At 69.5% G+C, this 25,686-nt stretch carries 24 protein-coding genes and 1 riboswitch; of the genes, 11 read left to right on the forward strand and 13 right to left on the reverse strand.

Translation table 11 applies throughout. The features are described 5' to 3' along the window. Positions 1–217: 217 nt before the first annotated feature. Together IEY63_RS04320 and IEY63_RS04325 are read right to left on the reverse strand one after the other, a co-directional pair. A complete protein-coding gene (locus tag IEY63_RS04320; protein WP_189067699.1) occupies positions 218–1,399 on the reverse strand; it encodes an acetyl-CoA C-acyltransferase in 1,182 nt (393 codons plus the stop codon). Continuing rightward, positions 1,392–2,588 carry a glycosyltransferase family 4 protein gene (locus IEY63_RS04325; RefSeq protein WP_189067700.1) on the reverse strand — a complete coding sequence of 399 codons (1,197 nt, stop codon included), beginning with the start codon at positions 2,586–2,588 and terminating at the stop codon, positions 1,392–1,394. The genes IEY63_RS04320 and IEY63_RS04325 overlap by 8 nt, the downstream gene beginning before the upstream one ends. Positions 2,589–2,730: 142 nt before the next feature. Between IEY63_RS04325 and IEY63_RS04330 the strand changes: the two genes are divergently transcribed. Further along, positions 2,731–4,035, forward strand: coding sequence for a glycosyltransferase family 2 protein (locus tag IEY63_RS04330; RefSeq protein WP_189067701.1), 1,305 nt, complete (start codon positions 2,731–2,733; stop codon positions 4,033–4,035). Between the two features lie 68 nt (positions 4,036–4,103). On the opposite strand, the gene IEY63_RS04335 is transcribed toward IEY63_RS04330, so the two are convergent. Further along, positions 4,104–4,289, reverse strand: a complete 186-nt coding sequence (locus tag IEY63_RS04335; RefSeq protein ID WP_189067702.1) for a hypothetical protein — start codon at positions 4,287–4,289, stop codon at positions 4,104–4,106. Between the two features lie 159 nt (positions 4,290–4,448). Further along, on the reverse strand, positions 4,449–6,533 hold the full coding sequence (locus tag IEY63_RS04340) for a 3-hydroxyacyl-CoA dehydrogenase NAD-binding domain-containing protein (RefSeq protein WP_189067703.1): 2,085 nt from the start codon (positions 6,531–6,533) through the stop codon (positions 4,449–4,451). Between the two features lie 145 nt (positions 6,534–6,678). On the opposite strand from IEY63_RS04340, the gene IEY63_RS04345 reads away from it, so the two are divergent. Beyond that, positions 6,679–7,695: an NADPH:quinone oxidoreductase family protein gene (locus tag IEY63_RS04345; RefSeq protein ID WP_229784465.1), complete on the forward strand. Its 1,017-nt coding sequence runs from the start codon at positions 6,679–6,681 to the stop codon at positions 7,693–7,695. 68 nt (positions 7,696–7,763) lie between these two features. Here the strand turns inward: IEY63_RS04345 and IEY63_RS04350 are convergent, their stop codons facing one another. From IEY63_RS04350 to IEY63_RS04360, 3 genes are all read right to left on the reverse strand, one after another. Continuing rightward, positions 7,764–8,207 carry a hypothetical protein gene (locus IEY63_RS04350; protein ID WP_189067704.1) on the reverse strand — a complete coding sequence of 148 codons (444 nt, stop codon included), beginning with the start codon at positions 8,205–8,207 and terminating at the stop codon, positions 7,764–7,766. 196 nt (positions 8,208–8,403) lie between these two features. Further along, entirely contained in the window at positions 8,404–9,291 is an 888-nt protein-coding gene (gene purU, locus IEY63_RS04355; protein WP_189067705.1) for a formyltetrahydrofolate deformylase, read from the reverse strand. 67 nt (positions 9,292–9,358) lie between these two features. Then, a complete protein-coding gene (locus IEY63_RS04360) occupies positions 9,359–9,952 on the reverse strand; it encodes a hypothetical protein (protein WP_189067706.1) in 594 nt (197 codons plus the stop codon). Between the two features lie 56 nt (positions 9,953–10,008). Between IEY63_RS04360 and IEY63_RS04365 the strand changes: the two genes are divergently transcribed. The 3 genes from IEY63_RS04365 to IEY63_RS04375 all read left to right on the forward strand — a co-directional run bounded on the left by IEY63_RS04365 (position 10,009) and on the right by IEY63_RS04375 (position 12,835). After that, positions 10,009–11,358, forward strand: coding sequence for an MFS transporter (locus tag IEY63_RS04365; RefSeq protein ID WP_189067707.1), 1,350 nt, complete (start codon positions 10,009–10,011; stop codon positions 11,356–11,358). Between the two features lie 27 nt (positions 11,359–11,385). Further along, positions 11,386–12,474 carry an aminopeptidase gene (locus tag IEY63_RS04370; protein WP_189067708.1) on the forward strand — a complete coding sequence of 363 codons (1,089 nt, stop codon included), beginning with the start codon at positions 11,386–11,388 and terminating at the stop codon, positions 12,472–12,474. A gap of 100 nt (positions 12,475–12,574) precedes the next feature. Beyond that, positions 12,575–12,835, forward strand: a complete 261-nt coding sequence (locus tag IEY63_RS04375; protein WP_189067709.1) for a hypothetical protein — start codon at positions 12,575–12,577, stop codon at positions 12,833–12,835. Positions 12,836–12,992: 157 nt separating this feature from the next. Here IEY63_RS04375 and IEY63_RS04380 read toward each other — a convergent pair whose 3' ends face one another. Further along, positions 12,993–13,637, reverse strand: a complete 645-nt coding sequence (locus IEY63_RS04380) for a hypothetical protein (protein WP_189067710.1) — start codon at positions 13,635–13,637, stop codon at positions 12,993–12,995. Between the two features lies 1 nt (position 13,638). Beyond that, positions 13,639–14,394 (reverse strand): phage holin family protein, encoded by a 756-nt coding sequence (locus IEY63_RS04385; protein ID WP_189067711.1) that lies wholly within the window; start codon positions 14,392–14,394, stop codon positions 13,639–13,641. Positions 14,395–14,455: 61 nt separating this feature from the next. Between IEY63_RS04385 and IEY63_RS04390 the strand changes: the two genes are divergently transcribed. The 5 genes from IEY63_RS04390 (at position 14,456) to IEY63_RS04410 (ending at position 19,166) form a co-directional block, all read left to right on the forward strand. Further along, the gene (locus IEY63_RS04390) at positions 14,456–15,163 is read left to right on the forward strand and encodes a class I SAM-dependent methyltransferase (RefSeq protein WP_189067712.1); all 708 of its coding nucleotides are present in this window, start codon (positions 14,456–14,458) and stop codon (positions 15,161–15,163) included. 66 nt (positions 15,164–15,229) lie between these two features. Further along, the gene (locus IEY63_RS04395; protein WP_229784513.1) at positions 15,230–16,123 is read left to right on the forward strand and encodes a phytoene/squalene synthase family protein; all 894 of its coding nucleotides are present in this window, start codon (positions 15,230–15,232) and stop codon (positions 16,121–16,123) included. Between the two features lie 57 nt (positions 16,124–16,180). Further along, positions 16,181–17,887: a phytoene desaturase family protein gene (gene crtI / locus IEY63_RS04400; protein ID WP_189067713.1), complete on the forward strand. Its 1,707-nt coding sequence runs from the start codon at positions 16,181–16,183 to the stop codon at positions 17,885–17,887. Between the two features lie 67 nt (positions 17,888–17,954). Then, positions 17,955–18,593, forward strand: a complete 639-nt coding sequence (rnhB, locus tag IEY63_RS04405; protein WP_189067714.1) for a ribonuclease HII — start codon at positions 17,955–17,957, stop codon at positions 18,591–18,593. 21 nt (positions 18,594–18,614) lie between these two features. Then, on the forward strand, positions 18,615–19,166 hold the full coding sequence (locus tag IEY63_RS04410) for an MOSC domain-containing protein (RefSeq protein WP_189067715.1): 552 nt from the start codon (positions 18,615–18,617) through the stop codon (positions 19,164–19,166). Positions 19,167–19,239: 73 nt separating this feature from the next. Here IEY63_RS04410 and IEY63_RS04415 read toward each other — a convergent pair whose 3' ends face one another. Beyond that, positions 19,240–20,271: a homoserine O-acetyltransferase family protein gene (locus IEY63_RS04415; RefSeq protein WP_189067716.1), complete on the reverse strand. Its 1,032-nt coding sequence runs from the start codon at positions 20,269–20,271 to the stop codon at positions 19,240–19,242. Next, a complete protein-coding gene (locus IEY63_RS04420; RefSeq protein ID WP_189067717.1) occupies positions 20,268–21,605 on the reverse strand; it encodes an O-acetylhomoserine aminocarboxypropyltransferase/cysteine synthase family protein in 1,338 nt (445 codons plus the stop codon). The genes IEY63_RS04415 and IEY63_RS04420 overlap by 4 nt, the downstream gene beginning before the upstream one ends. Before the next feature lie 134 nt (positions 21,606–21,739). After that, positions 21,740–21,834, reverse strand: a riboswitch (SAM riboswitch). Positions 21,835–22,061: 227 nt separating this feature from the next. Here IEY63_RS04420 and IEY63_RS04425 point away from each other — a divergent pair. After that, a complete protein-coding gene (locus IEY63_RS04425; RefSeq protein WP_189067718.1) occupies positions 22,062–24,122 on the forward strand; it encodes a zinc metalloprotease in 2,061 nt (686 codons plus the stop codon). 56 nt (positions 24,123–24,178) lie between these two features. On the opposite strand, the gene IEY63_RS04430 is transcribed toward IEY63_RS04425, so the two are convergent. Further along, a complete protein-coding gene (locus tag IEY63_RS04430) occupies positions 24,179–24,724 on the reverse strand; it encodes a 3'-5' exonuclease (protein ID WP_189067719.1) in 546 nt (181 codons plus the stop codon). A gap of 43 nt (positions 24,725–24,767) precedes the next feature. Beyond that, positions 24,768–25,676 carry a hypothetical protein gene (locus IEY63_RS04435; RefSeq protein ID WP_189067720.1) on the reverse strand — a complete coding sequence of 303 codons (909 nt, stop codon included), beginning with the start codon at positions 25,674–25,676 and terminating at the stop codon, positions 24,768–24,770. Positions 25,677–25,686: the final 10 nt, after the last annotated feature.

A 25,686-nucleotide genomic window follows, 5' to 3' on the forward strand; every position in this document is an offset into this window, starting at 1 on the left:
GTCGGCCCAGCGCACGCACCGTCGATGGCCGACGCGGGCTCACTCACCACCACCCCACCCTTGGGTTCCCGGCACGCTCAGGCCCTGACCATCAGGCGACCCAGCTTCACGACCGGCCCTGTCCAGCCCGCCGTCCATGGTCGCAGCAGTCCGACCTCTCCCAGACACCAGTGAGCGGGCCGCAGGGTCACCCCCACGGCCCGCTCACGCCAGTCCTTTACAGCACTTCGAACAGGCCCGCCGCGCCCATGCCGCCGCCGATGCACATGGTGACGACCACATGCTTGGCGCCGCGGCGCTTACCTTCCAGCAGGGCGTGCCCGGTCAGGCGCGCGCCGCTCATGCCGTAGGGGTGCCCGATGCTGATGGAGCCGCCGTTCACGTTGTACTTCTCGGGGTCGATGCCGAGGTGGTCGCGGCAGTACAGGGCCTGCACGGCGAACGCCTCGTTCAGTTCCCACAGGTCAATGTCGTCCACCGTGAGGCCGTGCCGCTTGAGGAGTTTCGGCACGGCGAACACGGGGCCGATGCCCATCTCGTCGGGTTCGCACCCGGCGATGGCGAAGCCTTTGAACAGACCCAGCGGGGCGAGGCCGCGTTCGCGGGCCACGTCGGCGTTCATGACGACCACGGCCGCCGCGCCGTCACTGAGCTGGCTGGCATTCCCGGCGGTGATCACGCCGCCCTCGAACACGGGCTTGAGTTTGCCCAGGCCTTCCAGGGTGGTGTCGGCGCGGTTGCCCTCGTCCAGGGTGCGGGTGACGGTCTGGTCGCTGATCTCGCCGGTGGCCTTGTCCTGCACCTTCATGGTGGCGGTCATGGGGACGATCTCGTGCTCGAACAGCCCGGCCTGCTGGGCGCGGGCGGTGCGCATCTGCGAGTGGTACGCGTACTCGTCCTGCTGCTCGCGGGTGATGCCGTAGCGCTTGGCGACGATCTCGGCGGTTTCCAGCATGGGCATGTAGATGGCGGGCTTGTGCTCCATGAGCCACTCGCCGCGCAGGCGGTACTTGTTCGCGTGTTCGTTCTGAGTCAGCGTGATGCTTTCCAGGCCGCCCGCGACGTACATGTCGCCCTGGCCGGCCATGACGCTGTTCGCGGCGGTGGCGATGGTCTGCAGGCCGCTGGAGCAGAAGCGGTTCACGGTCTGCCCGGCCACGCTGACGGGCAGTCCGGCGCGCAGCGCGATCTGCCGGGCGATGTTGCTGCCGGTGGCGCCCTCGGGGTTCCCGGCGCCCATGATGACGTCCTCGATCTCGGCGGGGTCCACGCCCGCGCGGGCAATGGCGTGCGTGACGGCGTGCGCGCCCAGGTCGCTGCCGTGCGTGTCGTTCAGGAAGCCGCGGTAGGCCTTGCCGATGGGGGTGCGGGCAGTGGAGACAATGACAGCTTCAGGCATGGGGGTGCTCCTTCGCGGCGTGCGCCGCAGGTGAGGGGTGGGGGACGAGGCGCCGCAGTTCAGCCAGAACGAGCGCGGCGGTGTGATCGGTGGTGTGGTGGTCGAGGACGAACTGCCGCGCGGCCCGCCCGAAGTCCCGGGTGCGCTCCGGGTGCGCCGCGAGGGCCTGCAGGGCGCGGGCCAGCACGTCCGGCTGCGCGGGCACCGTCAGGCCGGTCACGCCGTCCTGCACCAGCTCTGTTTGCGCCGGGATGTCCGTGGTGATGACCGGGAGGCCGGACGCCATGGCCTCCAGCGTCACCAGCGACTGGTTTTCCGCCAGGGTGGGTTGCAGCAGCGCGTCCGCCGCGCGGTACAGCTCTGGCATGTCCCAGCGGCGTCCCAGGAACCGGACGTTCTTCAGGCCCAGGCGCTTCGCGTACGCCTGTGCCAGCGTGCCCACGCTGGAGTCCATGTCGCCCACGAACACGAAATCCAGGTCCGGGGCGTGCCGGGCGGCCCGGACGCTCATCCACTGGTTTTTCTCGGGCGTGAAGCGACCCGGGATCAGGACGGTGAAGCGCGTGAATCCGAACTCCGCGCGCAGCGCCGCGCGGTCTTTCGGGGTAGCGGGCCGGAACTGCTCGGGGTCCACGCCGTTCGTGACGAAAGTCGTGTCCCGCAGGCCCATCGGGCCGCGCAGGAAGTCGGCGCCCCAGCGCGACACGGTCAGCAGGTGCCCGGCGCGGCGCAGCGGGATTGCCTTCGTGAAGCGGTACGTCTCGCGGTACAGTGCCCGCAGGGGCGGCGCGTAGTGGTAGTCCAGCTGATCGTGCGACACGACCAGCGTGGGCGCGGCCAACCCAGGCAGCACACGCAGGTACGTGCCGGGGTCCCAGGCCTGTAGCAGGCGCAGGTCGAAGTCGCGGGTCAGGTCCGGCAGCCCCGTCAGGTCGGTGAAGCGCTGCACTGGAATGCCCGCTCCCCCGAACTGCCCGGCCAGCCAGTCCAGGCTCTCCCCCACCCGCAGGAACACGGTGGGCCGCACGCCACCCGGCAGGAGGCGCGGCAGGATGTACAGCAGCCACAGTTCACTGCCCGCCACGCGCGGCGCGTCGGTTAGGACGGCCAGCCGCAGGGGCGTCGCGGCGGACCGGGGACCGCCACCCGTTCCGGCGTCGGGGACAGCTCCCCCCAGCGGAATATTCATGAACTGAGTCTAGCGTCTTTCGTGGGTGACGTCTGGAACGGTCCCCCACGCCCGAACGTGCCTCAACTTCCCGGCATGAAGACCCGGTTAATGTCATAGTGCCCTGCTGGGACGCCCGCGTCCCCACCCGGAGCCCCCACTGATGAACTTCCTCGCCTTCCTCGACATTCTCGGCCTCGTCCTGTTCGCGCTGTACGTCGTGCAGCAGACCGCCAGTGCCCTGATGCGCCCCCGCCGCATCCCCCACGCAGCTACAGGCGTGCACGTCACGTTCCTGATCCCCGCCCTGAACGAGTCGCAGGTCATCGAGGCGACCCTCCAGAACCTGCGCACCGTTGCTCCAGACGCCCGCGTCATCGTCATCGACGACGCCAGCGACGACGGGACCGACCACATCGTCCGCGCGTTCGCGCAGCGCGACCCCGGCGTGCGGCTGCTGCGCCGCGAATTCCCCGAAGCGCGGCAGAACAAGGGCCGCGCCATGAACTGGGCCGTCACGCGCCTGCTCGCCGAACCCGAGATGCAGGGAGAGGACCTCAGCGCGCACGTGTTCGTGGGCCTGGACGCCGACGGCCGCATCGGCCCCGATTTCGTTCCGCAGGTGCGGGGCGCGTTTCAGGACCCGCACGTGCTGGCCGCGCAGGGGTGGATGCGCTACCGCCAGACGACCAGTGAGCTCCCGGGCCTTCAGGGCGCCCTGGCCCGCGTCCTGCTGATCCAGCAGGACCTGGAGAACTTCATCATGGGTCACTACCAGCGGGTCCGGCACTGGGCGGGCACCGCGTCCCTGACCGGCAACGGCCAGTGCATGCGCGCCAGCTACGTCGCCGGTCAGCTCGCGCGTGGCGTGCAGCCCTGGCCGGACGTGCTGCTCGAGGACTTCGGCAGCGCGCTGGAAATCCGCCTGCACGACCCCAGGGCCCGCATCGCTCTGCTGACCGCGCATGTGGGCCAGCAGGGCATGATCAGCCCTGTACCGTTCATGCGTCAGCGGGCCCGCTGGATTCAGGGCACCATGCAGTGCCTGCGCTACCTGGGCCGCCTATGGGGCGCGCGCGCCCATCCCGTTACACTGGCCGACTTCACGTACCTGATTCTCGGGCCATGGCTGAACACCCTGATGATCATCAGCCTGCTGTCGCAGCCGCTGCGCCGCGCGTTCGGCTGGCACGGCTTCACGTCCCCCGCGTGGGTGGGCACGGTGTTCACCCTGCTGCCCCTGGCCTTCCAGCTCAGCTGGGCGCTGCGGTACCGCGCCGAGCGCCGCCTGCCAGCCTGGACGGTGGGGTACATCATGCTGACCCTGCCGGTGTTCAGCGCGATCACGCTGTGGTCGCTGCCGCTGGCGCTGTTCAACCACTTCACCGGTCGGCGTGGGTGGTACAAGAGCGTCCGCCACGACGAGCCCACCGACGGCACCCTGGCCACGTCCGGCACCGCGGGCTGACCGACTCCGGAACAGAGCAGCGGGCCGGAGGGAGGCATCCTCCGGCCCGCTGCTTTTCCCAATGAGTGCTAGATCCGCTCGCCGGACTGCGGGTCGAACAGGACCGCGCCAGGGCACAGCGCCTCGACGGCTTCCATGAGGAACACTGCGTCGTTGAAGTGATCCAGGGTCGGGTCGGGACTCAGGCCGCCGAAGGTCAGCACCGCCTCGAAGGTCTGCCCGCGCTCCGCGTCGGTGGCGACCTTCAGGATCACGTCGCGCAGCCCGGCCAGTTCGCTGCCCTCCCCTGTGCCGTCGTCCAGCGCGAGGAAGAAGCGGTACCCGCCGAAGGTGACCTCCCCAGCCGGGTCAGGTCGGTGCCTGCCGGGAGGAGCGCCTGGGTCAGGTACGGGGTGACGCTCATGGCCCTGGTCTCAGCGCCCCCGGCCGGCGTCCAGCCCGGCGAAGCTGCCGCCCTCGTCCGCGAGGCGCTTCAGGAGGGGTGCGGGCGTCTGGCCGTAGCGTTCGAGGTCGGCCACGACGTTTTTCAGGCCCATCTCGTCGGCGTACTGCATGGGGCCGCCGCGGTAGGCGGGGAAGCCGTAGCCGTACAGGTAGATCACGTCGATGTCCCCGGCCCGCGCGGCGATGCCCTCGTCGAGGATCTGGGCGCCCTCGTTCACCAGGGTGTACGCGAGGCGTTTGGTGAGTTCCTCGGTGCTGATGTCGCGGGGCGTGACGCCCTTCTCGGCGCGGTACGTGTCGATCAGGGCCTGCACGTCCGCGTTCGGGCGGGGTTTGCGGGTCTCGTCGTAGTCGTAGATACCGCCCCCCGTCTTCTGGCCCTTGCGGCCGGTCTTCACGATCCGGTCAAGCCAGCCGTCCGGTTCGGGTTCGCCGCTGACCTTGGCGCGGTGCACGCGGATGGCGTGGCCGATGTCGAGTCCGGCCATGTCGCTCATCTGGAAGGGTCCCATGGGGAGGCCCAGGGCGTTCATGGCGGCGTCCACGTCCTCGGGGCGAGCGCCTTCCTCGACGAGCTGGCGGGCTTCCTCGCCGTAGCGGTGCACCATGCGGTTCCCGACGAAGCCGTCGCACACGCCGACGACCACGCCCACCTTCCTGATCTTGCGGGCGAGGGCCATGCTGGTCGCCAGCACCGTGTCGCTGGTCTTATCGGCGCGGACGATCTCCAGCAGTTTCATGACGTTGGCGGGGCTGAAGAAGTGCAGGCCGATGACGCTCTCGGGGCGGCTGGTGACGGCGGCGATCTCGTTCACGTCCAGGGTGCTGGTGTTCGTGGCGAGGATCGCGCCGGGTTTGGCGATGGCGTCGAGCCGCGTGAAGATGTCCTTCTTCACGTCCATGTTCTCGAACACCGCCTCGATGATGATGTCGGCGTCCGCGAGGCTGCCCATGTCGAGGCTGGGCGTCAGGAGGCCCATGCGGGTCTCGACGTCGCCCTGGCTCATGCGGCCCTTCTTGGCGGTGTTCTCGTAGTTGCGGCGGATGACGCCCAGGCCCCGGTCGAGCGCCTCCTGGGTGGTCTCCACGATGGTCACGGGGATGCCGGCGTTCAGGAAGTTCATGGCGATGCCGCCGCCCATGGTGCCCGCCCCGATGATCCCGGCGCGGCGGATGTCCAGCGTGGGCGTGTCCTTGCCCAGGCCGGGGATCTTCGCGGCTTCACGCTCGGCGAAGAACACGTGCCGCAGCGCGCGGGACTGCGGGGAGTCCTTCGCCTGCATGAACTTCGTCGCCTCGGCGGTCCAGCCCTCCTGGAAGGGGACGCTGGCGGCCATCTCGGCAAGGTCGATGATGAGTTCCGGGGACAGCTGCCCGCGGTGGGATTTCTTGATGCCCTGGCGGGCGGCGGCGAAGACCTCGGGGGCCGCGCCGTCCACGCCGCGGTCACTGATGCGCGGGAGGGGCCGGGTGTCAGCGACCTCGCGGGCGAAGGCGACCGCGCCGCTCAGGAGGTCCCCGTCGATCAGGCGGTCGATCAGGCCGACCTCCTGCCCTTCGGTCGCCTTGATCGGGTTGCCGCTGAGCATCATGTCCAGCGCCTTCTGGGCGCCGACCACGCGGGGGAGGCGCTGGGTGCCGCCCGCGCCGGGCAGGACGCCGAGTTTCACTTCGGGCAGGCCCAGCTGCGCGTCGGGGGTCGCCACGCGGTACGTGCAGCCCATGGCGAGTTCCAGCCCGCCGCCCAGCGCCGTGCCGTGGATGGCGGCGACGGTGGGTTTGGGGAAGGCATCCAGTTTTTCGATGGTGCCGCGCAGGTCCGGCGCCTGCTCGCGGGGCATGTTGAAGGTCTTGATGTCCGCCCCGGCCACGAAGGTGCGCCCGCCGCCGATGATCACGACGGCCTTGACGCTGTCATCTGCGGCGGCGGCGTCCAGTCCGGCCTTGAGGCCCTCCGGGACGCCGGGGCTGAAGGCATTCACGGGCGGGTTCTGGATGGTCAGGATCAGGACGTCGTCCTGGCGGGACTGCGCGACGATGTTCTCGGTGCTCATGCGGGGCCTCCTGCGGGGCGGTTGGGTTGGGGCTGCGGGTCTGCGGCCCCAGCTTTCCATGAAAGGCCGGGACGGTCAAACACGTTCACGTTCAGAGTGTACGTTGACGTTCACTTCCGCGCGGGGGCGGGGTATGCTGCCGGGCATGACCGACAGCCAGACTGCCGCCACCCCGCAGGCCAGCATGCGCGCCATCCGCGTGGAACGCCTCGGCCCGCCCGACGTCATGCAGCTCCAGGACACGCCCGTCCCCTCCCCCGCCCCCGGCGAGGTCCGCGTGCGCGTCGAGGCCGTCGGGATCAACTTCGCCGACGCGCTGGCCGTCGCCGGGGAGTACCTCACCCGCACGCGCGTGCCGTACACGCCCGGCATGGAATTCGCCGGGATCGTGGACGCCCTGGGTGAAGGTGTCCAGGGCGTGCAGGTCGGCACGCGCGTCGCCGCGCTGGGCGGCAGCGGCGCCATGGCCGAGTACGCCACCGTGCCCGCCGCCGGGCTGATCCCCGTCCCACAGACCCTGAGTGGCGCGCAGGCCGCCGCGTTCCCCGTGTCGTACTTCACCGCCTACCACGGCCTGAAAACCCTCGGGCGCGGCGAGGCGGGCGAGTGGGTGCTCGTGCAGGCCGCCGCCGGAGCGCTGGGCACCGCCAGCATCCAGCTCGCCAAGGCGCTGGGCATGAACGTCATCGCGCTGGCCAGCACCGACGAGAAACTGGAGATCGCCCGCACCCTGGGCGCGGACGTCACCATCCTCCAGGACGACCCGGACCGCGTGAAGAAGGTCCGCGACGCGGCGGGCGGCAAAGGTGTGCCCCTGATCCTGGAGGTCGTGGGTGGCAAGCGCTTCCAGGAGAGCCTCGACATGGCCGCCAGCCGCGGCCGGATTATCGTGATCGGCAACGCCAGCCGCGAGCAGGCGAACCTGCGCCCCGTGGAACTCATGAAACGCAACCTGACGGTCACGGGCCTGTGGCTGACCAGCCTCATGAGCGACGTGCCCGCCACCGCCGAGGCCGCGCGCGTCCTGGCCGAGCTGGTCGGCAGCGGAAAGGTCATCCCACAGGTGGGCCCGACCTACGCCCTGGATCAGAGCGTGCAGGCCTTCGAGGACCTCCTGAACCGCCGGACGACCGGCAAGGTCATCATCGAACCCGGCCGCTGACCGACAACTGTGGCAGAGGCAGAGGAGGAGGGCCCCGGTACGCACGGGCCCTCCTCCTCTGCTACGGGTTACTGCGTGAAGAAGCGCAGCAGGGGCCGCCACCAGGGAATGGCGAGCAGGATGGTCACGAGGCTCAGCGCCGTCCAGAGGGTCGCGGCGCGGAACTTGCCCTGGTCGGTGGCGGCCTTGCGGGCCTGCACGCTGGCCAGGGTGCCGAACACGGCGGCGATGAGGCCCAGGCCCAGGTGCTCCCACTGGAAGCTGGTGCGCGGCGCACCCGCGAACACGGGGATGTTCTGCATGCCCATGAACGCGAACAGCAGCAGGCCCAGCACGACCTGCAGGTGCAGGCTGCCCATGAACATCACGACCGGGCGGCGGTCGGCGGGCGTGAAGGTCCGCCCACCGGACGCGCCGGGCACAGTGCGGATCAGGGCCCAGATGCCCGCAATGAGGATCAGCCAGCGGTTGAGGTTATGGAGGGTCAGGAGCACGAGGTACAGGGTCGCCATGCCCGTCAGCCTAACCTGACCGATCGGTAAGCTCAAGGGACAGGGCGGGCCCCCGGGGAACTCACGGCGGTTTCCAGTCCAATCGAAAGGCGAACGGCACGACCTTCACTTCCACATCCAAGTGCTGGTGTTGACGGCCTTTCACTCTGCTCGTTGAGGCGCCCTGCGAACATCTCAACGCCCCTGCAACCCGCTATCAGAACACGACGGTCTTGTTGCCGTACACGAGCACGCGGTCTTCCACGTGGGCTTTCACGGCGCGGGCCAGCACCTGCCGTTCGACGTCCCGCCCGATACGCATCAGGCTGTCGGGCGTCTCGCGGTGCGTGACCGGAATGACGTCCTGCGCGATGATCGGCCCGGCGTCGAGTTCCTCGGTGACGTAATGGCTGGTCGCGCCGATCAGTTTCACGCCCCGGTTGAAGGCCGCGCGGTAGGGGTTGGCGCCCACGAAGGCCGGCAGGAACGAGTGGTGGATGTTGATGACGGGCCGCCCGAAGGCCCGCAGGAAGTCCCCGCTGAGGATCTGCATGTAGCGGGCCAGCACGGCGAAGTCCGCGCCCGCCTCGTGCATCAGGCGCACCTGCTCGGCTTCCGCCTCGGCCTTGGTGTCCTTCGTGACGGGCACGACGTGGAAGGGAATGCCGAACATCTCCGCGTCGCGGCGCAGGTCGTCGTGGTTGCTGATGATCAGCGGGATCTCGATGTTCAGTTCGCCCCGTCGCTTGCGCCACAGCAGGTCCAGGAAGCAGTGGTCGTAGCGGCTGACGAGCAGCGCCATGCGTTTGGGCTGCGTGGTGTACGCGACGCGCCACTCCATGCCGAACGGCGCGGCGACGACGGTCGCGAAGGCCCGCTCGAACTGGTCCCGGGCGAGGTCCAGGCCCGCGAGGTGGAATTCCATGCGCATGAAGAACGTGCCGCCCGCCGGGTCGGTGCTGTGCTGGTCGCTGTGCAGGATGTTCGCGCCGTGGTTGTGCAGGAACTGCGAGACCGCCGCGACGATCCCGCCCCGGTCGGGGCAGGTGATGGTCAGGACTGCGGTGTTCAGGGGGTCGAGCGCGGCTGGGACAGGCACCGTCATATCCGGCGAGGATACCGCACTGCACTTGAAGGGCGCCGGACCCTGCCCAGACCGTGCGGCGGGCCGGTCAATTCAGGTCCAGCAGGTCCACGCGCAGCCCCACGCGCTGGCCTTCCTCCCGGCTGCTGTACGTGGCGATCACGGCTTCCAGGTCGCGTTGCAGGTCACGGACCTCCTGCGGCGTGAGGCGCAGGGTGGCGGTCCGCAGCTGCCACAGGGCGCCGGGCGCGGCGGGCGGGGATTCAGGGCCGTGCTGGATGACGAGGCTGCCCTGGTCATTCAGGTGAACGTGAATGACCTGCACGTCGTGCGCGGCGCGGGCCATGCGGTCCAGCACGCGGCGGTTCCAGTAGCCGTCCCCGAAGGTGCGTTCCCGGTCGGTCAGGGACAGGGCGGCCACGTCCACCTCGAAGGTGTCACTGACGGCGCGGTAGGTGGTCATGGGGCGCCCACGCCGGGCGCGCTGGCCGGTGACGGTCAGCAGGCCGGCCGCCACGAAGCGCCCCACGGCGTGGTGCAGGCGTTTGAACGGTACGCCCAGTTCGCGTGCGGCGGCTGCGACGGTCTGCTCGGAGCGCATGAAGGGCTTGAGGAACTGCGCGGTGTCCACCTGCGTCAGGAGCGCGGCGGCCGCGGCGGTCGTGATGCGGTGGGGCGGCATGCCTCTAGTTCACAGGACGGGTGGTGGTGGAACAAGAGGGGCGCCTACGGTGCCGTATGACCACTCCTCTTCATCTTCAGGGCCTGCGGGCGTACGCGCTGCTGTGGGCCGGTCAGGGTGTGGGCGCGCTGGGCCTGGGCCTGACAGCGTTCGCGCAGGCGGTGTGGCTGTGGGACCAGACGCACTCGGTCACGGCGAGCAGTCTGGTCACGCTGGCCACGACCCTCCCGGCGTTCCTGGCGGCGCCGTGGGTGGGGGCGCTGGTGGACCGCTGGCACACGCACCTGCGCCGCGTCCTGGCCCTCGGGGACGGCGCGCGGCTGCTTCTGGCCCTGCTCACGCTGGGTCTGCTGCACGCGGGGCAGCTCACGCCCGCGCTGCTGTACGCGCTGCTGGCGGCCGAATCGGTGTTCACAGCCTTTCACTGGCCCGCAGCGTCCGCGGCGGCCCGCGCGCTCCTTCGGCCCGACGAGTACACGCGGGGCAGCGGCGTGCAGATGCTGGCCCTGTCAGCCAGTGGCGTGCTGGCCGCGCCGCTCGGGGCACTGCTGTACCCGCGCGTGGGTCTGGGCGGCGTGGTGGCCCTGGACGTCCTGGGGAGCGTCCTCGCGCTGGGGAGCGTGCTGCTGCTGCGCCTGCCCGCCCGCACCGGGGCCGACACGCCCCTCGCCGCGCCATTGGGTCTGCGGGACACGCTGCGACGCGGCCTGCGCTTCTTGGCCGCGCGGCGCCCCCTGCTCACGCTGCAACTGGTGCTGACCGGCGGGTACTTCGTACAGGGCGTGTACGCCGCGCTGCTCACCCCCCTCGTCCTGTCGCTGGAGGCGGGCGGGCAGGGCCGGCTGGCGCAGGTGTCCATGGCGGGCGGCGGGGCGGCCCTACTGGGCGGCGCGCTGCTCAGCGTGTGGCGCGGCTGGTCACGGCAGACGCCGGTGTTCGTGGCCGGGTGGACGCTGGTCCTGCTGGGCGTGCTGGGCACCGGCCTGAGTGGCGCGCCGGGCGTGTGGGCGGCCTGCGCGGCCCTGATCGCGCTAGGCATCGCGGCGTTCGGCACGGCCAATCAGGCGATCTGGCTACAGCAGACGCCCCTGGAGATTCAGGGCACGGTGTTCGCGCTGCGGCGCATGCTGGGCATGTCCACGCTGCCCCTGGCCGCCGCCCTGTCGGGCCCGTTGGTGGACCGCGTGCTGGCCCCGCAGGTGAACTTGCCACTGCTGGGGTCCGGTACGTCCGGCGCGATCCGGCTGCTGCTGGTCACGCTGAGCGTGCTGGGCCTGCTGCTGCTGGCGGGCGTGGTCCGCTCCGGCCGCCTGCGCGGCGCGGAACCCAACCCTGCTCCTGCCCTGGACCGGCGTCCAGACGGCGCGGCCACCGTCCGGGCCGCACCGGGGCGCCGCACGTCCTGAACCGGCGGATGCGGTAGCCTCGCGGGCATGCACACCCACCTGATCGCGTATGACCCGGACCTTCACGCGGCCCTGCTGGCCGACTACTGCCTGTCGGCCGCGCCGGGCGAGCGCCTGCTGGTCGCGGGCGGGCAGGAGGCGACGCCGCTGATCCGGGCGGTGACGCGGGCGCTCCTCACGCGCGGCGCGCGGCCCGTGGTGCGCGTGGACTACCCGGGGCAGCAGGAGGACTTCGCGGAGCTGGCCAGTGACGCGGTGCTGGACGCCATCCACCCGGCGGACCTGTCGGACGTGGAGGCGCTGGACGGCAGCCTGCGCGTCCTGACGCCCGCCGAGCCGCGTCACGTGGACGCCGCGCGCCGCGCCCGGCTGCTCGCGGCGAACGCGCCGGTCGCGTCGGCCCGCGCGCGGAAGAAATGGAGCCTCACGCTATACCCGACCGTGTACGCGGCGGCGCAGGCGGGCATGAGTGAGGCGCAGTTCGGGGATTTCGTGATGCGCGCCATGTTCCTCGACCGCGCCGACCCGGTGGCCGCCTGGGGCGAGGTCCGCGCGACGCAGGCCCGCATCATCGAGCGCCTGACCCGCGCGGACGTCGTGCGGATTGAGGCGCCCGGCACGGACCTGACCCTGCGCGTGGGGGGCCGCACCTGGGCGAACAGTGACGGCAAGCGCAACATGCCCAGCGGCGAGGTGTTCACCGGGCCCCTGGAGGACAGCGCCGAGGGCGTCGTGACGTTCACGGTGCCCGCCGAGTACCAGGGCGTGATGGTGCGCGGCGCCCGCCTGGAATTCCGCGGGGGGCTGGTCGTGAACGCCAGCGCCGACGAGGGCGAGGCGGCCCTGCACGCCGCGCTGGACACTGACCCGGGCGCCCGGCGACTGGGTGAACTGGGCATCGGCACGAACAGCGGCATTCAGGTGCCGACCGGGAACATCCTGTTCGACGAGAAGATCGGCGGGACCGTGCACCTCGCGATCGGCAAGAGCTACCCGGAGACGGGCGGCGTGAACGTCAGCGCCGTGCACTGGGACCTGATCACGGACCTGCGCCGCGGGGGCCGCCTGAGCCTGGACGGCGAGGTCGTGCAGGAGAACGGCCAGTTCCTGATCTGAGCGGTTCCGTAGACATGAAGCGCTGCTGAACTTTCCGTGATGGCTGTCTGAACCCAGGTCAGGCCTAATGGTCGAGCTTCGCGCACAGACTGAGCCTCAGATGAGCTGCTGCCCTCTGGACGCCTGCCTGCGTCTCACTCACCTTGAGGTGCCGCTCCTGGTGCCTGCCGCCGCGCCGCTGCTGTTCGCCGTGGCGCGGCGGCACGCCCTGTCCGACCCGGAAGAGTTCGCGTATCAGGTCCTGAGCCGCGTGGTGCAGGAACGTGACTGCTGGCTCCGCTCGGATCTGACGGCGCGGGCGTGGCTGTGCGGTCTGGCGGCTCAGGTGGCCCAGGCTCAGACCCGGCGCATCCCTGCATGAGCGGGTAAGGCGGGCAGACGAGGCAGCGCGGGCACTGGAGAACACTCAGCTGGTGGATTCCGTCCCGACGCATCTGTTCGCTCACCGCAGCGTCGTCTGGGCCCACTCAAGCGGCGGCTCCCACCGTGATGGAAGCCGCCGCTTTAAGTGACCGACGTCAGCGCCGGTTGGGGTTGCCCAGGTCGTCAGGTGCGATCGGGCTGCCCTGCGCTGCGGCCTTCACGGTACTGACCGGGGTGGTCGTGGTCGGGGCGGGCGCTGCGCTGCCCTCCGCGGGGGCCTGCTGGGTGTAGCTCTGAGCGCTGGCCGCGGGCGCCGAGCGGGTGAAAGCACCCACGCCGCTGCTGTAGCTGGGGCTGACCTGCCCGCCAGGACCCGCCTGAACCGTGCCTGCCTGAACCGTGCGGTCCCGGGGCTGCCCGGCCTTGTCCAGCAGGCCGTCTGCGAGGGTTTCCAGGCGGGGCGTGACGACCTTGTCCATCAGGGTCTTCACGGCCAGCGTGCCTATGGTGGCGACCAGTGCGCCGCCCACGCCGCCGCCCCCCTTCTGGCTCTTCTGGGCCTTGATCAGGGCCTTCTGGTGCTTGGCGGGGCTCTGCGCGTCCACGTAGATCTTGCGGCTGCGGCGGAACTGGCGGCCCACGACGAGGCCCACCAGGGCGCCCACGGCGGACGCTCCACCGAGCATCTTCAGGGGGTCTTTCTGCAGCTGCACCTGCAGGCTGGCCTGCTGGGTCAGGGCGTCCACGCTATCTTTCAGGCGCTGGCGGGCTTCCTCGCGTTCCGTGAGGTATTCGGCCATGTCACTTCCCGCCCTTCTGCATGTCGTCCTTGTAGGTGGGGGTGGTACTGACCGAGATGCCCGGGGCGTCTTTCAGGACCTTGGGTTCCTGCAGGTTGGGGTCGTGGTCGTGGTGCCCGCTGATCTTCTTGTTCAGGCCGCTGCCGTAGTTGGCGGGTTCGCCGCCGGGTTTGCTCTCGTACACGGGTACGGTCTGGGGCCCTTCTTCGGTGCGGACCACGGCGACGCCGTCCGCTTCGGCCAGGACGCGCGTCTCACCGGCAGCGTGTTCCTGCGCGTCGCGGCGCAGTTCCACCTTGGGGCCGCTGTCGTTGTGAGAATCCCGCGCGGCGTTGCTGCCTGCGGGCGTGGGGGCGGCGCTGCCGCTGGTGGGGCTGACGGGCTGGGTGGGGGTGGAGTCATCCATGCTGTCCCTCCGGTGGCGGGGTTCGTCCATGTGGACTTCCGCGCCGAGTTTCTTGAGGCCCATGACGATCAGGGCGCCGGTCACGACGAAGCTCAGAATGGCGATGATCAGGGCGGCGGCCCAGGCGCCCAGGCCCAGGCGCATCAGGCCGTAGAACACGGCCAGAATGATGAAGATCAGACCCAGGATGAGGGGACCGGTGGCGGCGAGCAGCAGCACCGCGCCGATGCCTTTGGCCTTGGCGATCTGTCCGGCCTTGCGGGCGACGGCCGTGATCTCCGATTTGACGAGGGTCACGCCCGCGTCGAATACGTCGACCAGGGCGCCTCCCATGCTCTTGCGTTCTTCCATGCTTCCTCCGGGTGAAGCCCTCACGTTTCATGAACGGGGGGGGTGAAGTGCCCCCAGCATAATGAACCTCGTGCCCCATGCCGCGCAGGCGAAAGAAAACCTGAATCCGGACGCACATCCCACGCCGGCCCTGAGTGCCGCGCAGCGCAGCAACCTGTCGCCCGTGACGGCGTGGGGGTACGCGTGGTGGCGGGCGCGTTCCCTGCGCCTGCTGGGCGCCCCGGGCTTCACCCTGGAGCGCGAGGCGACCCTGTTCCGCACGCTGTGCCGCCCCCAGCCGGGGCAGCGCTGGCTGGACGTGGGCACCAGCGCAGGTTTCTACGCGGGTGTCCTGGCCCGGGCGGGCGCGCAGGTGACGGCCGCCGACCTGAGTCCGGCGATGCTGGCGGTTGCGGCGCGGCGGGAGCCCAGTGCGGCGATCACGTGGGTGAACCTGAACGTGGAGGCCAGCGGCCTGCCGGACGCCAGTTTTGACGGCGTCACGGTGGGCGCCACCCTGAACGAGACGCACGACCCGGCGCGGCTGCTCTCCGAGCTGGAGCGTCTGCTGCGGCCCGGCGGGCAGCTGTGGCTGATGTACCTGCGCCGCACCGCCGGACCCGTCCAGGCGCTGCTGGCCCGCCCGGCGCTGGGCGGCCTGACCTTCCCCGATCCGGCGTGGGTGGCGCGGCAGCTGCCCGGTTGCGTGCGCGTGGACGGCCTGGGGGTGGGCGCGGCGCAGTTTGACCGGTTCGAGCGGCGCGTGGCAGAGGGAAACGTCACTCTGTAACAATCCGTGACGTTTCCCTCCCGGCGCCCGTTTACACTCCCTGCAAAGGAACCCAACGTGACTGACCTGACCTTCACCTCCGCATCCCCCCCCGGACTCGACCGGGCCGTGGCGCACTGTCAGGACGTGACGCGGGAGCACAGCAAGACCTTCTACCTGGGGTCGCGCTTCTTCCCCACCGCGCAGCGCCGCGCCGTGTGGGCCGTGTACGCCGCCTGCCGCGACGGCGACGACACCGTGGACGAACTGGACGGCCACGCCGCGCAGCTGGGTCTGGACCTGTGGTGGACGCGCGTGCAGGGCGCGTTCGCGGGCCGCCCCGGTGACCACCCGATCGACCTGGCACTCGCCTGGGCGGCCCGGGAGTACCCCATCCCGCTCTCCGCGTTTGCCGAACTGCACGAGGGACTGCGCATGGACCTGCGCGGACACGAGTACCACAGCATGGCCGACCTGATCCTGTACTGCCGCCGCGTGGCGGGCGTGGTGGGATTCATGATTGCGCCCGTCAGCGGCTACAGCGGCGGCGAGCGCACCCTGCACGCCGCGCTGATGCTGGGACAGGCGATGCAGCTCACGAACATCCTGCGGGACGTCGGCGAGGATCTCACGCGCGGCCGGGTGTACCTGCCCTCGGAGCTGCTGGCCGAATTCCACGTGAGCCGCGCCGATATCGAGCGCGGCGTGGTGACGCCCGAGTACCGCGCGCTGATGCGCCACCTGAGCGCCCTGGCCCGCGAGTGGTACGCCGAGGGCCGCCAGGGGATCCCCTGCCTGCACGGCAGCGCCCGGCTGGCCGTGGCGACCGCCGCCCGCGCGTACGAGGGGATCCTGGACGACCTTGCCCGGAACGACTTCGACAATTTTGGCCGCCGCGCGCACGTGAGCGGCCCCCGTAAACTGCTGATGCTGCCGCAGGCCTGGTGGGAACTGCGCACTGCGCCCGCGCCCCTCTCCTGAACCCATGCCCCCATACCGCGCCGCCCGCAGCACTGGGGCGGCGGGAGGTTGCCACGAATGACGCCTGACTCCACTCCCCTGCCCTCTGCCGCCCGCCGCAAGACAGCCCTGATCGTCGGGGCCGGAATCGGGGGCCTGTCCCTGGGTATCCGCCTGCAGTCGCTGGGTTTCGACACGACCATCGTCGAGCGCCTGGACCAGCCGGGCGGGCGCGCGTACCAGAAACGCACCCCGGACGGCTACGTGTTCGATATGGGCCCCACCGTGATCACCGTGCCGCACTTCATCGAGGAACTGTTCGCCCTGGAACGCGATAAAGGAATGCTGGGCGAGGCCGATTACCCCGCGCAGGTCCTCGCCCCGGACGCCCGCGTGCGTGAGGGCGAGAGCGGCGGCGAACGCACCCGCGACTACGTGAAGCTCGTGCCGATCCTGCCGTTCTACCGCATCTACTTCGATGACGGCACCTTCTTCGACTACGACGGCGATCCCCAGAGCACCCGGCGCCAGATCGCGGACCTCGCCCCGGAGGACCTTGCGGGTTACGAGCGTTTCCACGCGGACGCGCAGGCGATCTTCGAGCGCGGCTTCCTGGAACTGGGGTACACGCACTTCGGGGACATGCCGACCATGCTGCGGGTCGTGCCGGACCTGATGCGCCTGGACGCGGTCCGGACGCTGTTCTCGTTCACCAGCAAGTATTTCCAGAATCCCAAGATGCGGCAGGTGTTCTCGTTCGAGACGCTGCTGGTCGGCGGGAATCCCCTGAGTGTCCCGGCGATCTACGCGATGATTCACTTCGTGGAGAAGACCTGGGGCATTCACTACGCGATGGGCGGCACCGGCGCGCTCGTGGACGCCTTCGTGCGCAAGTTCGAGGAGCTGGGCGGCACGCTGCGCCTGAACGCCGGCGTGCAGGAGATCCTCGTGACCGACGACCGGGGCCGCCCGGTCCGCCGCCCCGGCGGGAAGCGCGTGGCGCGCGGCCTGCGTTTGGAGAGCGGTGAGGAGCTGCACGCGGACATCGTAGTCAGCAACGGCGACTGGGCGAACACGTACATCAAGCGCGTGCCGGCCGCCGCGCGCCTCGTGAACAGCGACGTGCGCGTGAAGGCCGCCCGCCAGAGCATGAGCCTGCTGGTGATCTACTTCGGGTTCCGCAAGGAGGGCCCGGCGCTGAACCTGCGCCACCACAACATCATCCTGGGGCCGCGCTACGAGGAGCTGCTCACGGAGATCTTCGGGAAGAAGGTGCTGGGCCGCGACTTCAGCCAGTACCTGCACGTCCCCACCCTGACCGACCCCACCCTGGCCCCCGAGGGGCATCACGCTGCGTACACCCTAGTGCCCGTGCCGCACAATGCCAGCGGCCTCGACTGGAACGTGGAAGGCCCGAAACTGGTGGAGCGCGTGTTCGACTTTCTGGAGGAACGCGGGTTCATTCCGAACCTGCGCGAGCGGCTGACCCACAGTGAGTTCATCACGCCCGACTACTTCGAGGGAACGCTCGACAGCTACCTCGGGAACGCCTTCGGACCCGAGCCAATCCTGGTGCAGAGCGCGTACTTCCGCCCGCACAACCGCAGCGAGGACGTCCGGAACCTCTACATGGTCGGCGCGGGCGCGCAGCCCGGCGGCGGGACACCCAGCGTCATGATGAGCGCAAAGATGACCGCCCGCCTGATCGCGCAGGACTTCGGCATTCACCCCAGCGTCCGTGACGGCGTCCCCGAACGGCACACGGCCGACCTGGCCGCCGACTGAGCCGGCCCACCCGCACCGCGCCGCCGCTGGGCTCCCCGGGCGGCGCGTGCGTTATGGTGGGCGCGCGATGACCCGACCCTCCGTCACCCCCGACTGGTCCTATGAACGCGAGCACTGGCGGCGCGGGTACTTCCGCGTGGCGGGCGTGGACGAAGCCGGGCGCGGCGCGTGGGCGGGTCCGGTGACGGTTGCGGCCGTGATCCTGCCAGGCACGGCGGCGGAGCACGCGTTCCGGGACAGCAAGCAGTTGAGCGCCGCGCAGCGTGAGGCGTTCGCGGCGCAGGTGCGCGAGGTCGCGGTGAGCTGGGCGGTGGAGCACGCCTGGCCGGACGAGATTGACCGCCTGAACATCCTGGGCGCGACGCACGCAGCGGCTCAGCGAGCCTTGGCGCGACTGGACCCGGCCCCGCAGGCGCTGGTCACGGACTACCTGAAGCTGCGCACGGACCTGCCCCTGACGGCCCCACCCCGGGCGGATGCGCTGAGTTACTCGGTGGCCGCCGCGAGCCTGCTGGCGAAAACGGAACGCGACCGGCTGATGCTGGACCTCGACGCGCAGCATCCCGGCTACGGTTTCGCGGGGCACAAGGGGTACGGCGCGCCCGCCCACCGCGCGGCGCTGCGCGACCTGGGCGTCAGTGAGGTGCACCGCCGGTCTTTCGCGCCGATCCGGGCGCTGTTGAACGAGCCCGAGCGGCTGCTGTAAAGCGCAGGGTACGCTCGGCGCATGACGATCCAGCAGCCTGAGGTCATCGCCGTCGCGCGGGACGGCACGCACCGCTTCAGCAAGACGCCGCAGCCGGGAATCACGCTGCTGACGGGGCTGGGTGTGCAGGGCGACGCGCACGCGGGCGTGACGGTGCAACACCGCTCGCGCGTGTGTGCGGACCCCACGCAGCCGAACCTGCGGCAGGTGCACCTGATTCACGCCGAACTGTTCGATCAGGTTGCGGCGGACGGCTTCCGGGTGCAACCGGCCGACCTCGGGGAGAACATCACCACGCGCGGACTGGACCTGCTGGCCCTGCCGCGCGGCACGCGGCTGACCTTCCCGTCCGGCGCGGCGGTCGAGGTGACCGGCCTGCGCAACCCCTGCGCGCAGATCGACGCGTTCCAGTCGGGCCTCATGCGCCGCCTGATCGGCACGGACGACGCGGGCGCCCCGGTGTTCCTAGCCGGGGTGATGGGCGTCGTGCTGGAGGGAGGCGAGGTGACGCCCGGTGACGCGATCCTCGTGACGCTGCCGCCGGAACCGCACGAGGCCTTACGGCGAGTGTAGTCACGCCGGAATCGCCCGTCTGAGGGTAATTCCCGGACGCGGCGCGGCTTCCTGCTGTGGATTGAGGTGAGGGTCAGGCGGTCAGGAACCCGCTGACCTGCTCCGGCAGGTCGCCCGCGTCCATCAGGAACGCGTCGTGCCCGTGGATGCTGTTCAGCTCTACGTACTGCGCGTGGGGGAGGAGCGCCGCGCTGGCCTGCACCTCGGCGGCCGGGTACAGCTGGTCACTGCTGATCCCGACGGCCAGGACGGGCGTGCGGATGGTCCGCAGTTCCGCGTCACTGGGCTGGAAGGCGTCCATCGCGCCCGTCAGGGCGACGTACGTGCGTTCGCAGAAGCGCGCCTGAAGCTTCTCGCCCTGGTGGTGCAGGTACGACGTGATGGCGGGGACGCCCGGGGCGCGCTGCCCGGCCTGGGTGGCGGCGAAACTCTCGGGGCTGCGGTAGGAGAGCATGGCGATCTGCCGCGCGACCTTCAGCCCCTCTCCGCCGGGCGCGGCGCGGATGGCGCTGCGGGCGGCGGTGTTCAGGCCGATGGCCCACGGGGAGTGGCGGGCCGGGGCGCCGATGATCACAGCCTTCTCGATGAGGTCCGGGCATTCGAGCAGCCACGCGTACGCGAGCATGCCGCCCATGCTGCCGCCCACGATCCGCACACGCTTCACGCCCAGCTGCTCCAGCAGGGCGCGGCCCGCGCGGGCCAGGTCGCGCAGGGTCAGCGGGGCGTCCTGGCCACCCAGGGGGGGCAGGTCGGCGGGGCCGCTGCTGCCCGCGCAGCCGCCCAGAACGTTCGCGCAGATCACGTAGTCCCGGGTGGGGTCCAGGGGTTTCCCGTCACCCAGAAAGTCCGGCCACCACTCGTGCACGGCGCTCGTGCCGGTCAGGGCGTGCAGGACCAGCGTGGCGGTGTCCTGCGGCGTCCCATAGGTGTGGTAAGCGAGGCGCACGTCACTGACGGGCACGCCGCAGTCGAGCAGCAGCGGCTGGGTGCGGAACAGCCGCGCGACCCGCAGGCGGGGGCGCTCCGGCACCTGACATCGTTCGGGCGTGTCGTCCGGCGCGGTCAGCAGGAAGGGGGTGGGGGCGGGGTGCGTCAGGGCGGTCACGCGTCCTCTCCGACGGTGTCGCCTGCTTCAACCAGCGCGGCAGCCAGGGCCTGCGCGAAATCCTCGCGGATGTCGTCGATGTGCTCGATGCCTACCGACACGCGCACTAGTCCCGGCGTGACCCCGGCGGCGCGCTGCGCGGCCTCCTCCAGCTGGCTGTGCGTGGTGCTGACCGGGTGGATGACCAGCGTGCGGGTGTCCCCCACGTTCGCCACGTGCTGCGCCAGCGCGACCGAGCGGATGAACGCCTCGCCCGCCGCGCTCCCGCCGCGCAGTTCGAAGGTCAGCACGGCGCCCCCACCGCGCGGCAGGTAATGCTGCGCGCGGTCGTAGTGCGGATGGTTGCTCAGCCCGGGGTAGGTGACGCGGGCCACGTCCGGATGCGACGCCAGCCAGGAGGCCAGCGCGAGCGCATTGTGCGCGTGCCGCTCGGCGCGCAGGCTCAGGGTTTCCAGGCCCTGCAGGAACTGCCATGCCTGCTGCGGCGCCAGCGTGGGGCCCAGGTCACGCAGGCCCTCGGTGCGCGCGCGGATGATGAAGGCCACGTTTGGCAATCCCAGCGCGTTGCCCGCGCCGAAGGTCTCCCAGAAGTTCAGGCCGTGGTAGCTGGGGCTGGGTTCGGTCATCAGCGGGTAGCGGCCGTTCCCCCAGTCGAAGGTGCCGCCGTCCACGATCACGCCGCCGATCCCGTTGCCGTGCCCGCCGATCCACTTGCTCGCCGAGTGCAGCACCACGTCCGCGCCGTGCCTGAGGGGCTGGCAGTAGTACCCGCCGGCGCCGAAGGTGTTGTCCACGATCACCGCGACGCCCTGCGCGTGCGCGGCGGCCGCGATCGCCTCGAAGTCCGGGATGTTCAGCGCCGGGTTTCCGATGGTTTCCAGGTACAGGGCGCGGGTGCGGTCATCGATCAGTGCAGCGAACTCCTCGGGCCGCTCGTCGCGGCTGGTGAAGCGCACCTCGATACCCAGGCGTTTTAGGGTCACGCGGAACTGGTTCACGGTCCCGCCGTACAGGTTCGGGCTGGACACGATGTTGTCCCCCGCCTGCGCGACGTTCGTGATCGCCAGGAACTGCGCGGCGTGCCCACTGGCGACCGCCAGCGCCCCTACGCCGCCCTCCAGCGCCGCCACGCGCTCCTCAAACACGGCGTTCGTGGGATTCATGATGCGGCTGTAGATGTTCCCGAACTGCCGCAGACCGAACAGATCCGCCGCGTGCTCCGGCGACTGGAACACGTAACTGTTCGTGGGGTAGATGGGCGTCTGCTGCGCGCCCGTGGTGGGATCGGGCTTCTGCCCCGCGTGAACCTGCAACGTCTCGAATTTGTGCGCCATGACTGCGCCTCCTCAGTGGGGTGCGTCGGTGGGGCGCGCAAAAGAAAGCGCCCCTGCTCGGATGGACTCGAGAAGGGGCGCTGACATATCACCGCGTGACCTTCCCTCTTGCTCCCCGGCGGCGGTCATCGTCGACCCGCCTGCGGGGCTGGCCTTGGCACCGTGACGTGATGAGGTCCGGTTGCCGCGCCGTCAACGAGCCAGGTCTCTCGGGCGCTCTGAAGTGGGTCACTCCACGCGGGAGCTGCCTCGAAGGGTAGCGCGCACTGGCAAGCAGGGTCAAGGCAGCTGTCCAGACCCGGGCACGGGCTTATCTGCACACCCAATCAGGGGATAAGGGCTAAGATGTGGAAGTCATCCCAGATTGATGTGTCACTCCCAGAACGGGACGGGCATGACTCTGTTTCCCTTGATCCTGCGCAGATCGCCCTTTCACCTCGCACCCTCAGGAGTTTCATGAACACGAAGCTTGTTGCCACTGCGCTGCTGGGCGCGGCTCTCCTCGCCGGCTGCACCAAACCCAACATCACCCCCACGCCCACCCCGGGCACGCAGACCGAATTCGGCCGCCTGCAGACCCTGAAGCCCGGCACGCAGGACACCATCAACACCAAGCTCAAGGTGAACATTGTGTTCGTCGGGTACCGCCAGACCCTTCCCGGTCAGGTGGCCACCGCACGCCAGGTCAGCACGGACGACTTCAACCAGATCCTGCCGGCCACATACGACGCCGTGAACCGCATTCCCAGCGCGTACGGCCGCACCGAGAAGACCGGCACCTCCTTCGACTTCGATTACAACTACGTGTTCGCCAACCAGAGCTTCGAGGATGACTTCTTCAAGTTCGTACAGACCGAGGGCGTCAGCCAGAAGGCGCCCCTGACCAGCCGCGAGAAGTTCTTCAACTGTCAGGGTGCCCCGACCTGCACCGTCCCAGCCGGCAACATCACGCGCGCCATAGACGCTAACAACAACATCGTCGTTGACGCGCTACGAACCGAGAACTGGCTGGCGGACAACGTGTCGCGTGTCGGCGTGAAACCCGGCGAGTACACGATTTACTTCGTGAACTGGTATGACCGGCCAGACTTCAAATTCCACAGTTATGCCCGACTTGATGCCAAGGACACTGATACTGGCGCGCCGTTCGGTACCTACTCCTCGCGGCGCCTGATCGCCTGGGGCGGCAGCGCCCGCCAGAATGCCCCCGCGCAGCGCGTGTGGTTCTATGACCTGTCGGCCAACCCCGACCCCTGGACGGACGCTATCGACGTCACGAATCCTGACGTAGACGGTGACGGTACCCCCGACTACCGCATGCCCCCCATCTGGGAATACGGCACTCGCAAGGCGAACATTGGCTACGGTCGCAAAGTCAGCCCAGACCTCGCGTTGGTCGCCCGCTACACCGCAATCAACCTGCTGTTCACGCCCAGCCCGATCTACCGCGCGGCCCTCACGCCGCCCGACATGCCCGAGAAGATCAACCTAGATGTTCATGTGGAGCAGGGGGACGGAGCCGCCGATCCAACCAAACTGCTGAAGCCCGCGCTCCTCCAGGACCGTGTGAAGGTTCTGCAACCCTTCACCGCCTTCACCCAAACCGTCAAGCAGACGGCCCTGGACGGCAACTTGGCCGACGTCTACAAATGCTTCTTCCCTGTCGAGGCCGAGGACATCTGCTCGCCGGACTACGCGGACTTCAGTGGTGAGCAGCTCTTCCAGTTCGGCGTCAAGGAACTGCGTGCAGAGTACAAGACCACCCCTGCCGGAACATACCAGCTGCCCATCTACGCGTTCAATGACAACGCCAACAGCCAAGGTGGCCTGCTCGGCGTCGCCTATGATGACGGCGAGACCGGCACCCAGAGTTTTGTGTACTCCTTCCTAACTCCTGACCTGATCGGTGACGCTGACGTCCCGGGCTACGGTTTCACAGACACCACCGTGCACGAAACCGGACACCACCTCAGCCTGAGTCATCCGCACGACGGATACGACAGCGAACAGAATATCTCCTACGGTCCTAGCGGCGACTTCCACTTCGTGAACACTGGAGATGAGAGCGCCACGATCATGGCCTACAACGACCTCTCCCGCGAGTTTGGACAGTTTAACCTGGACAGCCAGTACCGGTACCTGACAGCCGCGTACCTGAACAACACCAACGCCGTTCTAGAACTCGTGCGCCACGCGCAGAAGGCGGGCAGCGTCAGCAGCGCCGCGCAGAGCGCCGACAGCAAGTTCGGGCAGGCCAAGGCCAAGTACGACGCTCTGGACTACCTGGGTGCCGCGCAGCTGGCCCATGACGGCTACCGCAGCGTGCTGAACGCCGCAAAGGCCGCGGGCGTGCCTGTCACCGCGTACAAGTGGTACGAGAATCTCAATGGCCTGGACGGCCTGAGCGTCACGCCCGGCGCGAAGATGCGCTTCAGCCCCACCTTCAAGGCCCAGACGGGCGTCGTGGTATTCCCCGAGGAAACTGCTTACCAGCGCAAACTGCGCCTGTCGAAGTAAAGTTTCGCGTACCAGAACCCGGTCCATGCGGCCGGGATCTGCACTGTTGCGGCTGTTCAGGTCTGCTTCTGCCGGAGCAGTTCCATCAGGCGCAGGTAGGCCTGCGCGGTGACCTGCACGTCCCCGAAGGAGCGGTGCCGGCCGCCGGGCGCGAAATTCAGGCCCAGCCGCTCGGCCAGCACGGTCAGGTTGTGCGCGCGTTCTTTCGGGAAGGCGCGGCGGGAGAGTTGCACAGTGCAGTACTCCGCCTGCGGGTTCCAGTTCAGGCCGCTGCGGGCAGCGTTGGCGCGCATGAATCCGGCGTCGAAGCCGATGTTGTGCGCCACGACCGGCCAGCCGTTCACGAACTCCAGGAATTCGGGCAGGACTTCCTGGATGGTGGGCGCGGCGCGGACCATCGCGTTGCTGATGCCGTGGACCTGCTCAGCGCGCCAGGGGATCAGCATCGCGTCGCCGCCCGCGGTGGTGGGGCGCACCAGCGTCTCGTAGCGCTGCGTTTCGTCCACCTGACCGTCCACGATGCGCACCGCGCCGATCTCGACGATGCCGTCTCGTTCCGGCGAGAGGCCCGTGGTTTCCAGGTCGAACACAACAACATTCACGCCCCGCAGGGTAGCGCGTGCGGGGCGTGGGCAGCGTGGGGACCTACCGGACGAGCAGGGGCTCGTACGCGGTTTTCACGGCGCCGTTCGCGAAGGTCAGGCGCGCAATGGTGTTCACGCTGGTCACGGTGCGGCCCGGGACCTTCTTCACGGCGAGGCTGACGTTCAGGTCGATCACGCGGCCCTGCTGACTCAGGCGCGGGGCGAGCGGGCCGGGTGTGCGTCCGGGCAGCCACACTTCCTTGTCCGGCAGGAGCTTCTTGACGTACTGTCCGCCCTGCACGTATTCAATCTCGTACTGAAGCTCAGCTTTCACGACCGCGCTCTGCTCGCCCTTGGTGGTGACGCGCAGAGTGCAGCGCGCGGCCTCGCCCATGGTCAGGTAGCTGTTCGTGCCGCCCGAGCCCACGCAGGTGGTGAAGGCCCAGGTGTTCAGCTTGGTGGGTCCGCTGCTGATCGTCATGGGGGCGGGCGCGGTGCGGGTCAGGTAGGCCGGGTCAGCCCTGACCGTGAAATCGGTGGTGCTGTCCCAGAGTTCGCAGTTGACGTCCGAAGCGCGTTCGTCCGGAGCTCTGACCAGGGTGCGGGTGCTCATGGCGGCGTAGCAGGGTTCGACCGGGCCGGTGTACGGCACGTAGCCCAGAGCGAGTTTCTGCATCTGCTGGAAGGCCTGCCGGTCAGAGGCGGCGTTCAGGCCGTCGTTCCGGACCCACAGTTGCACGCTGACGACGCGGCTGCCCGGTTCGCCGGATTCGCGCGTGACCGTCAGTCCCTGGTATCGGGTGAACGGGTACTGCCAGTCGCGACCCCGCACGAACGGTTCGCCGCAGCTGTACTGCTGGCAGAAGGCCGACTGCTGAATCTGGGTGGTGGTGACGCTGCTGCCGATGATGCCGGCGGCGCTGGCGGGGGCGAGCAGCAGGGAGGGGAGGAACCTCAGGAGTCGCGGCATGTCCGCAGCG

This window comes from Deinococcus radiotolerans (assembly GCF_014647435.1).
Taxonomy (GTDB): domain Bacteria; phylum Deinococcota; class Deinococci; order Deinococcales; family Deinococcaceae; genus Deinococcus; species Deinococcus radiotolerans.

What these genes read in the sequence shown, in the direction of transcription:
- IEY63_RS04320 (WP_189067699.1), bottom strand. Translation starts at nt 1,399, where the DNA reads ATGCCTGAAGCTGTCATTGTCTCCACTGCCCGCACCCCCATCGGCAAG.
- IEY63_RS04325 (WP_189067700.1), bottom strand. Translation starts at nt 2,588, where the DNA reads ATGAATATTCCGCTGGGGGGAGCTGTCCCCGACGCCGGAACGGGTGGC.
- IEY63_RS04330 (WP_189067701.1), top strand. Translation starts at nt 2,731, where the DNA reads ATGAACTTCCTCGCCTTCCTCGACATTCTCGGCCTCGTCCTGTTCGCG.
- IEY63_RS04340 (WP_189067703.1), bottom strand. Translation starts at nt 6,533, where the DNA reads ATGAGCACCGAGAACATCGTCGCGCAGTCCCGCCAGGACGACGTCCTG.
- IEY63_RS04345 (WP_229784465.1), top strand. Translation starts at nt 6,679, where the DNA reads ATGACCGACAGCCAGACTGCCGCCACCCCGCAGGCCAGCATGCGCGCC.
- IEY63_RS04350 (WP_189067704.1), bottom strand. Translation starts at nt 8,207, where the DNA reads ATGGCGACCCTGTACCTCGTGCTCCTGACCCTCCATAACCTCAACCGC.
- purU (WP_189067705.1), bottom strand. Translation starts at nt 9,291, where the DNA reads ATGACGGTGCCTGTCCCAGCCGCGCTCGACCCCCTGAACACCGCAGTC.
- IEY63_RS04360 (WP_189067706.1), bottom strand. Translation starts at nt 9,952, where the DNA reads ATGCCGCCCCACCGCATCACGACCGCCGCGGCCGCCGCGCTCCTGACG.
- IEY63_RS04365 (WP_189067707.1), top strand. Translation starts at nt 10,009, where the DNA reads ATGACCACTCCTCTTCATCTTCAGGGCCTGCGGGCGTACGCGCTGCTG.
- IEY63_RS04370 (WP_189067708.1), top strand. Translation starts at nt 11,386, where the DNA reads ATGCACACCCACCTGATCGCGTATGACCCGGACCTTCACGCGGCCCTG.
- IEY63_RS04375 (WP_189067709.1), top strand. Translation starts at nt 12,575, where the DNA reads ATGAGCTGCTGCCCTCTGGACGCCTGCCTGCGTCTCACTCACCTTGAG.
- IEY63_RS04380 (WP_189067710.1), bottom strand. Translation starts at nt 13,637, where the DNA reads ATGGCCGAATACCTCACGGAACGCGAGGAAGCCCGCCAGCGCCTGAAA.
- IEY63_RS04385 (WP_189067711.1), bottom strand. Translation starts at nt 14,394, where the DNA reads ATGGAAGAACGCAAGAGCATGGGAGGCGCCCTGGTCGACGTATTCGAC.
- IEY63_RS04390 (WP_189067712.1), top strand. Translation starts at nt 14,456, where the DNA reads ATGAACCTCGTGCCCCATGCCGCGCAGGCGAAAGAAAACCTGAATCCG.
- crtI (WP_189067713.1), top strand. Translation starts at nt 16,181, where the DNA reads ATGACGCCTGACTCCACTCCCCTGCCCTCTGCCGCCCGCCGCAAGACA.
- rnhB (WP_189067714.1), top strand. Translation starts at nt 17,955, where the DNA reads ATGACCCGACCCTCCGTCACCCCCGACTGGTCCTATGAACGCGAGCAC.
- IEY63_RS04410 (WP_189067715.1), top strand. Translation starts at nt 18,615, where the DNA reads ATGACGATCCAGCAGCCTGAGGTCATCGCCGTCGCGCGGGACGGCACG.
- IEY63_RS04420 (WP_189067717.1), bottom strand. Translation starts at nt 21,605, where the DNA reads ATGGCGCACAAATTCGAGACGTTGCAGGTTCACGCGGGGCAGAAGCCC.
- IEY63_RS04425 (WP_189067718.1), top strand. Translation starts at nt 22,062, where the DNA reads ATGAACACGAAGCTTGTTGCCACTGCGCTGCTGGGCGCGGCTCTCCTC.
- IEY63_RS04435 (WP_189067720.1), bottom strand. Translation starts at nt 25,676, where the DNA reads ATGCCGCGACTCCTGAGGTTCCTCCCCTCCCTGCTGCTCGCCCCCGCC.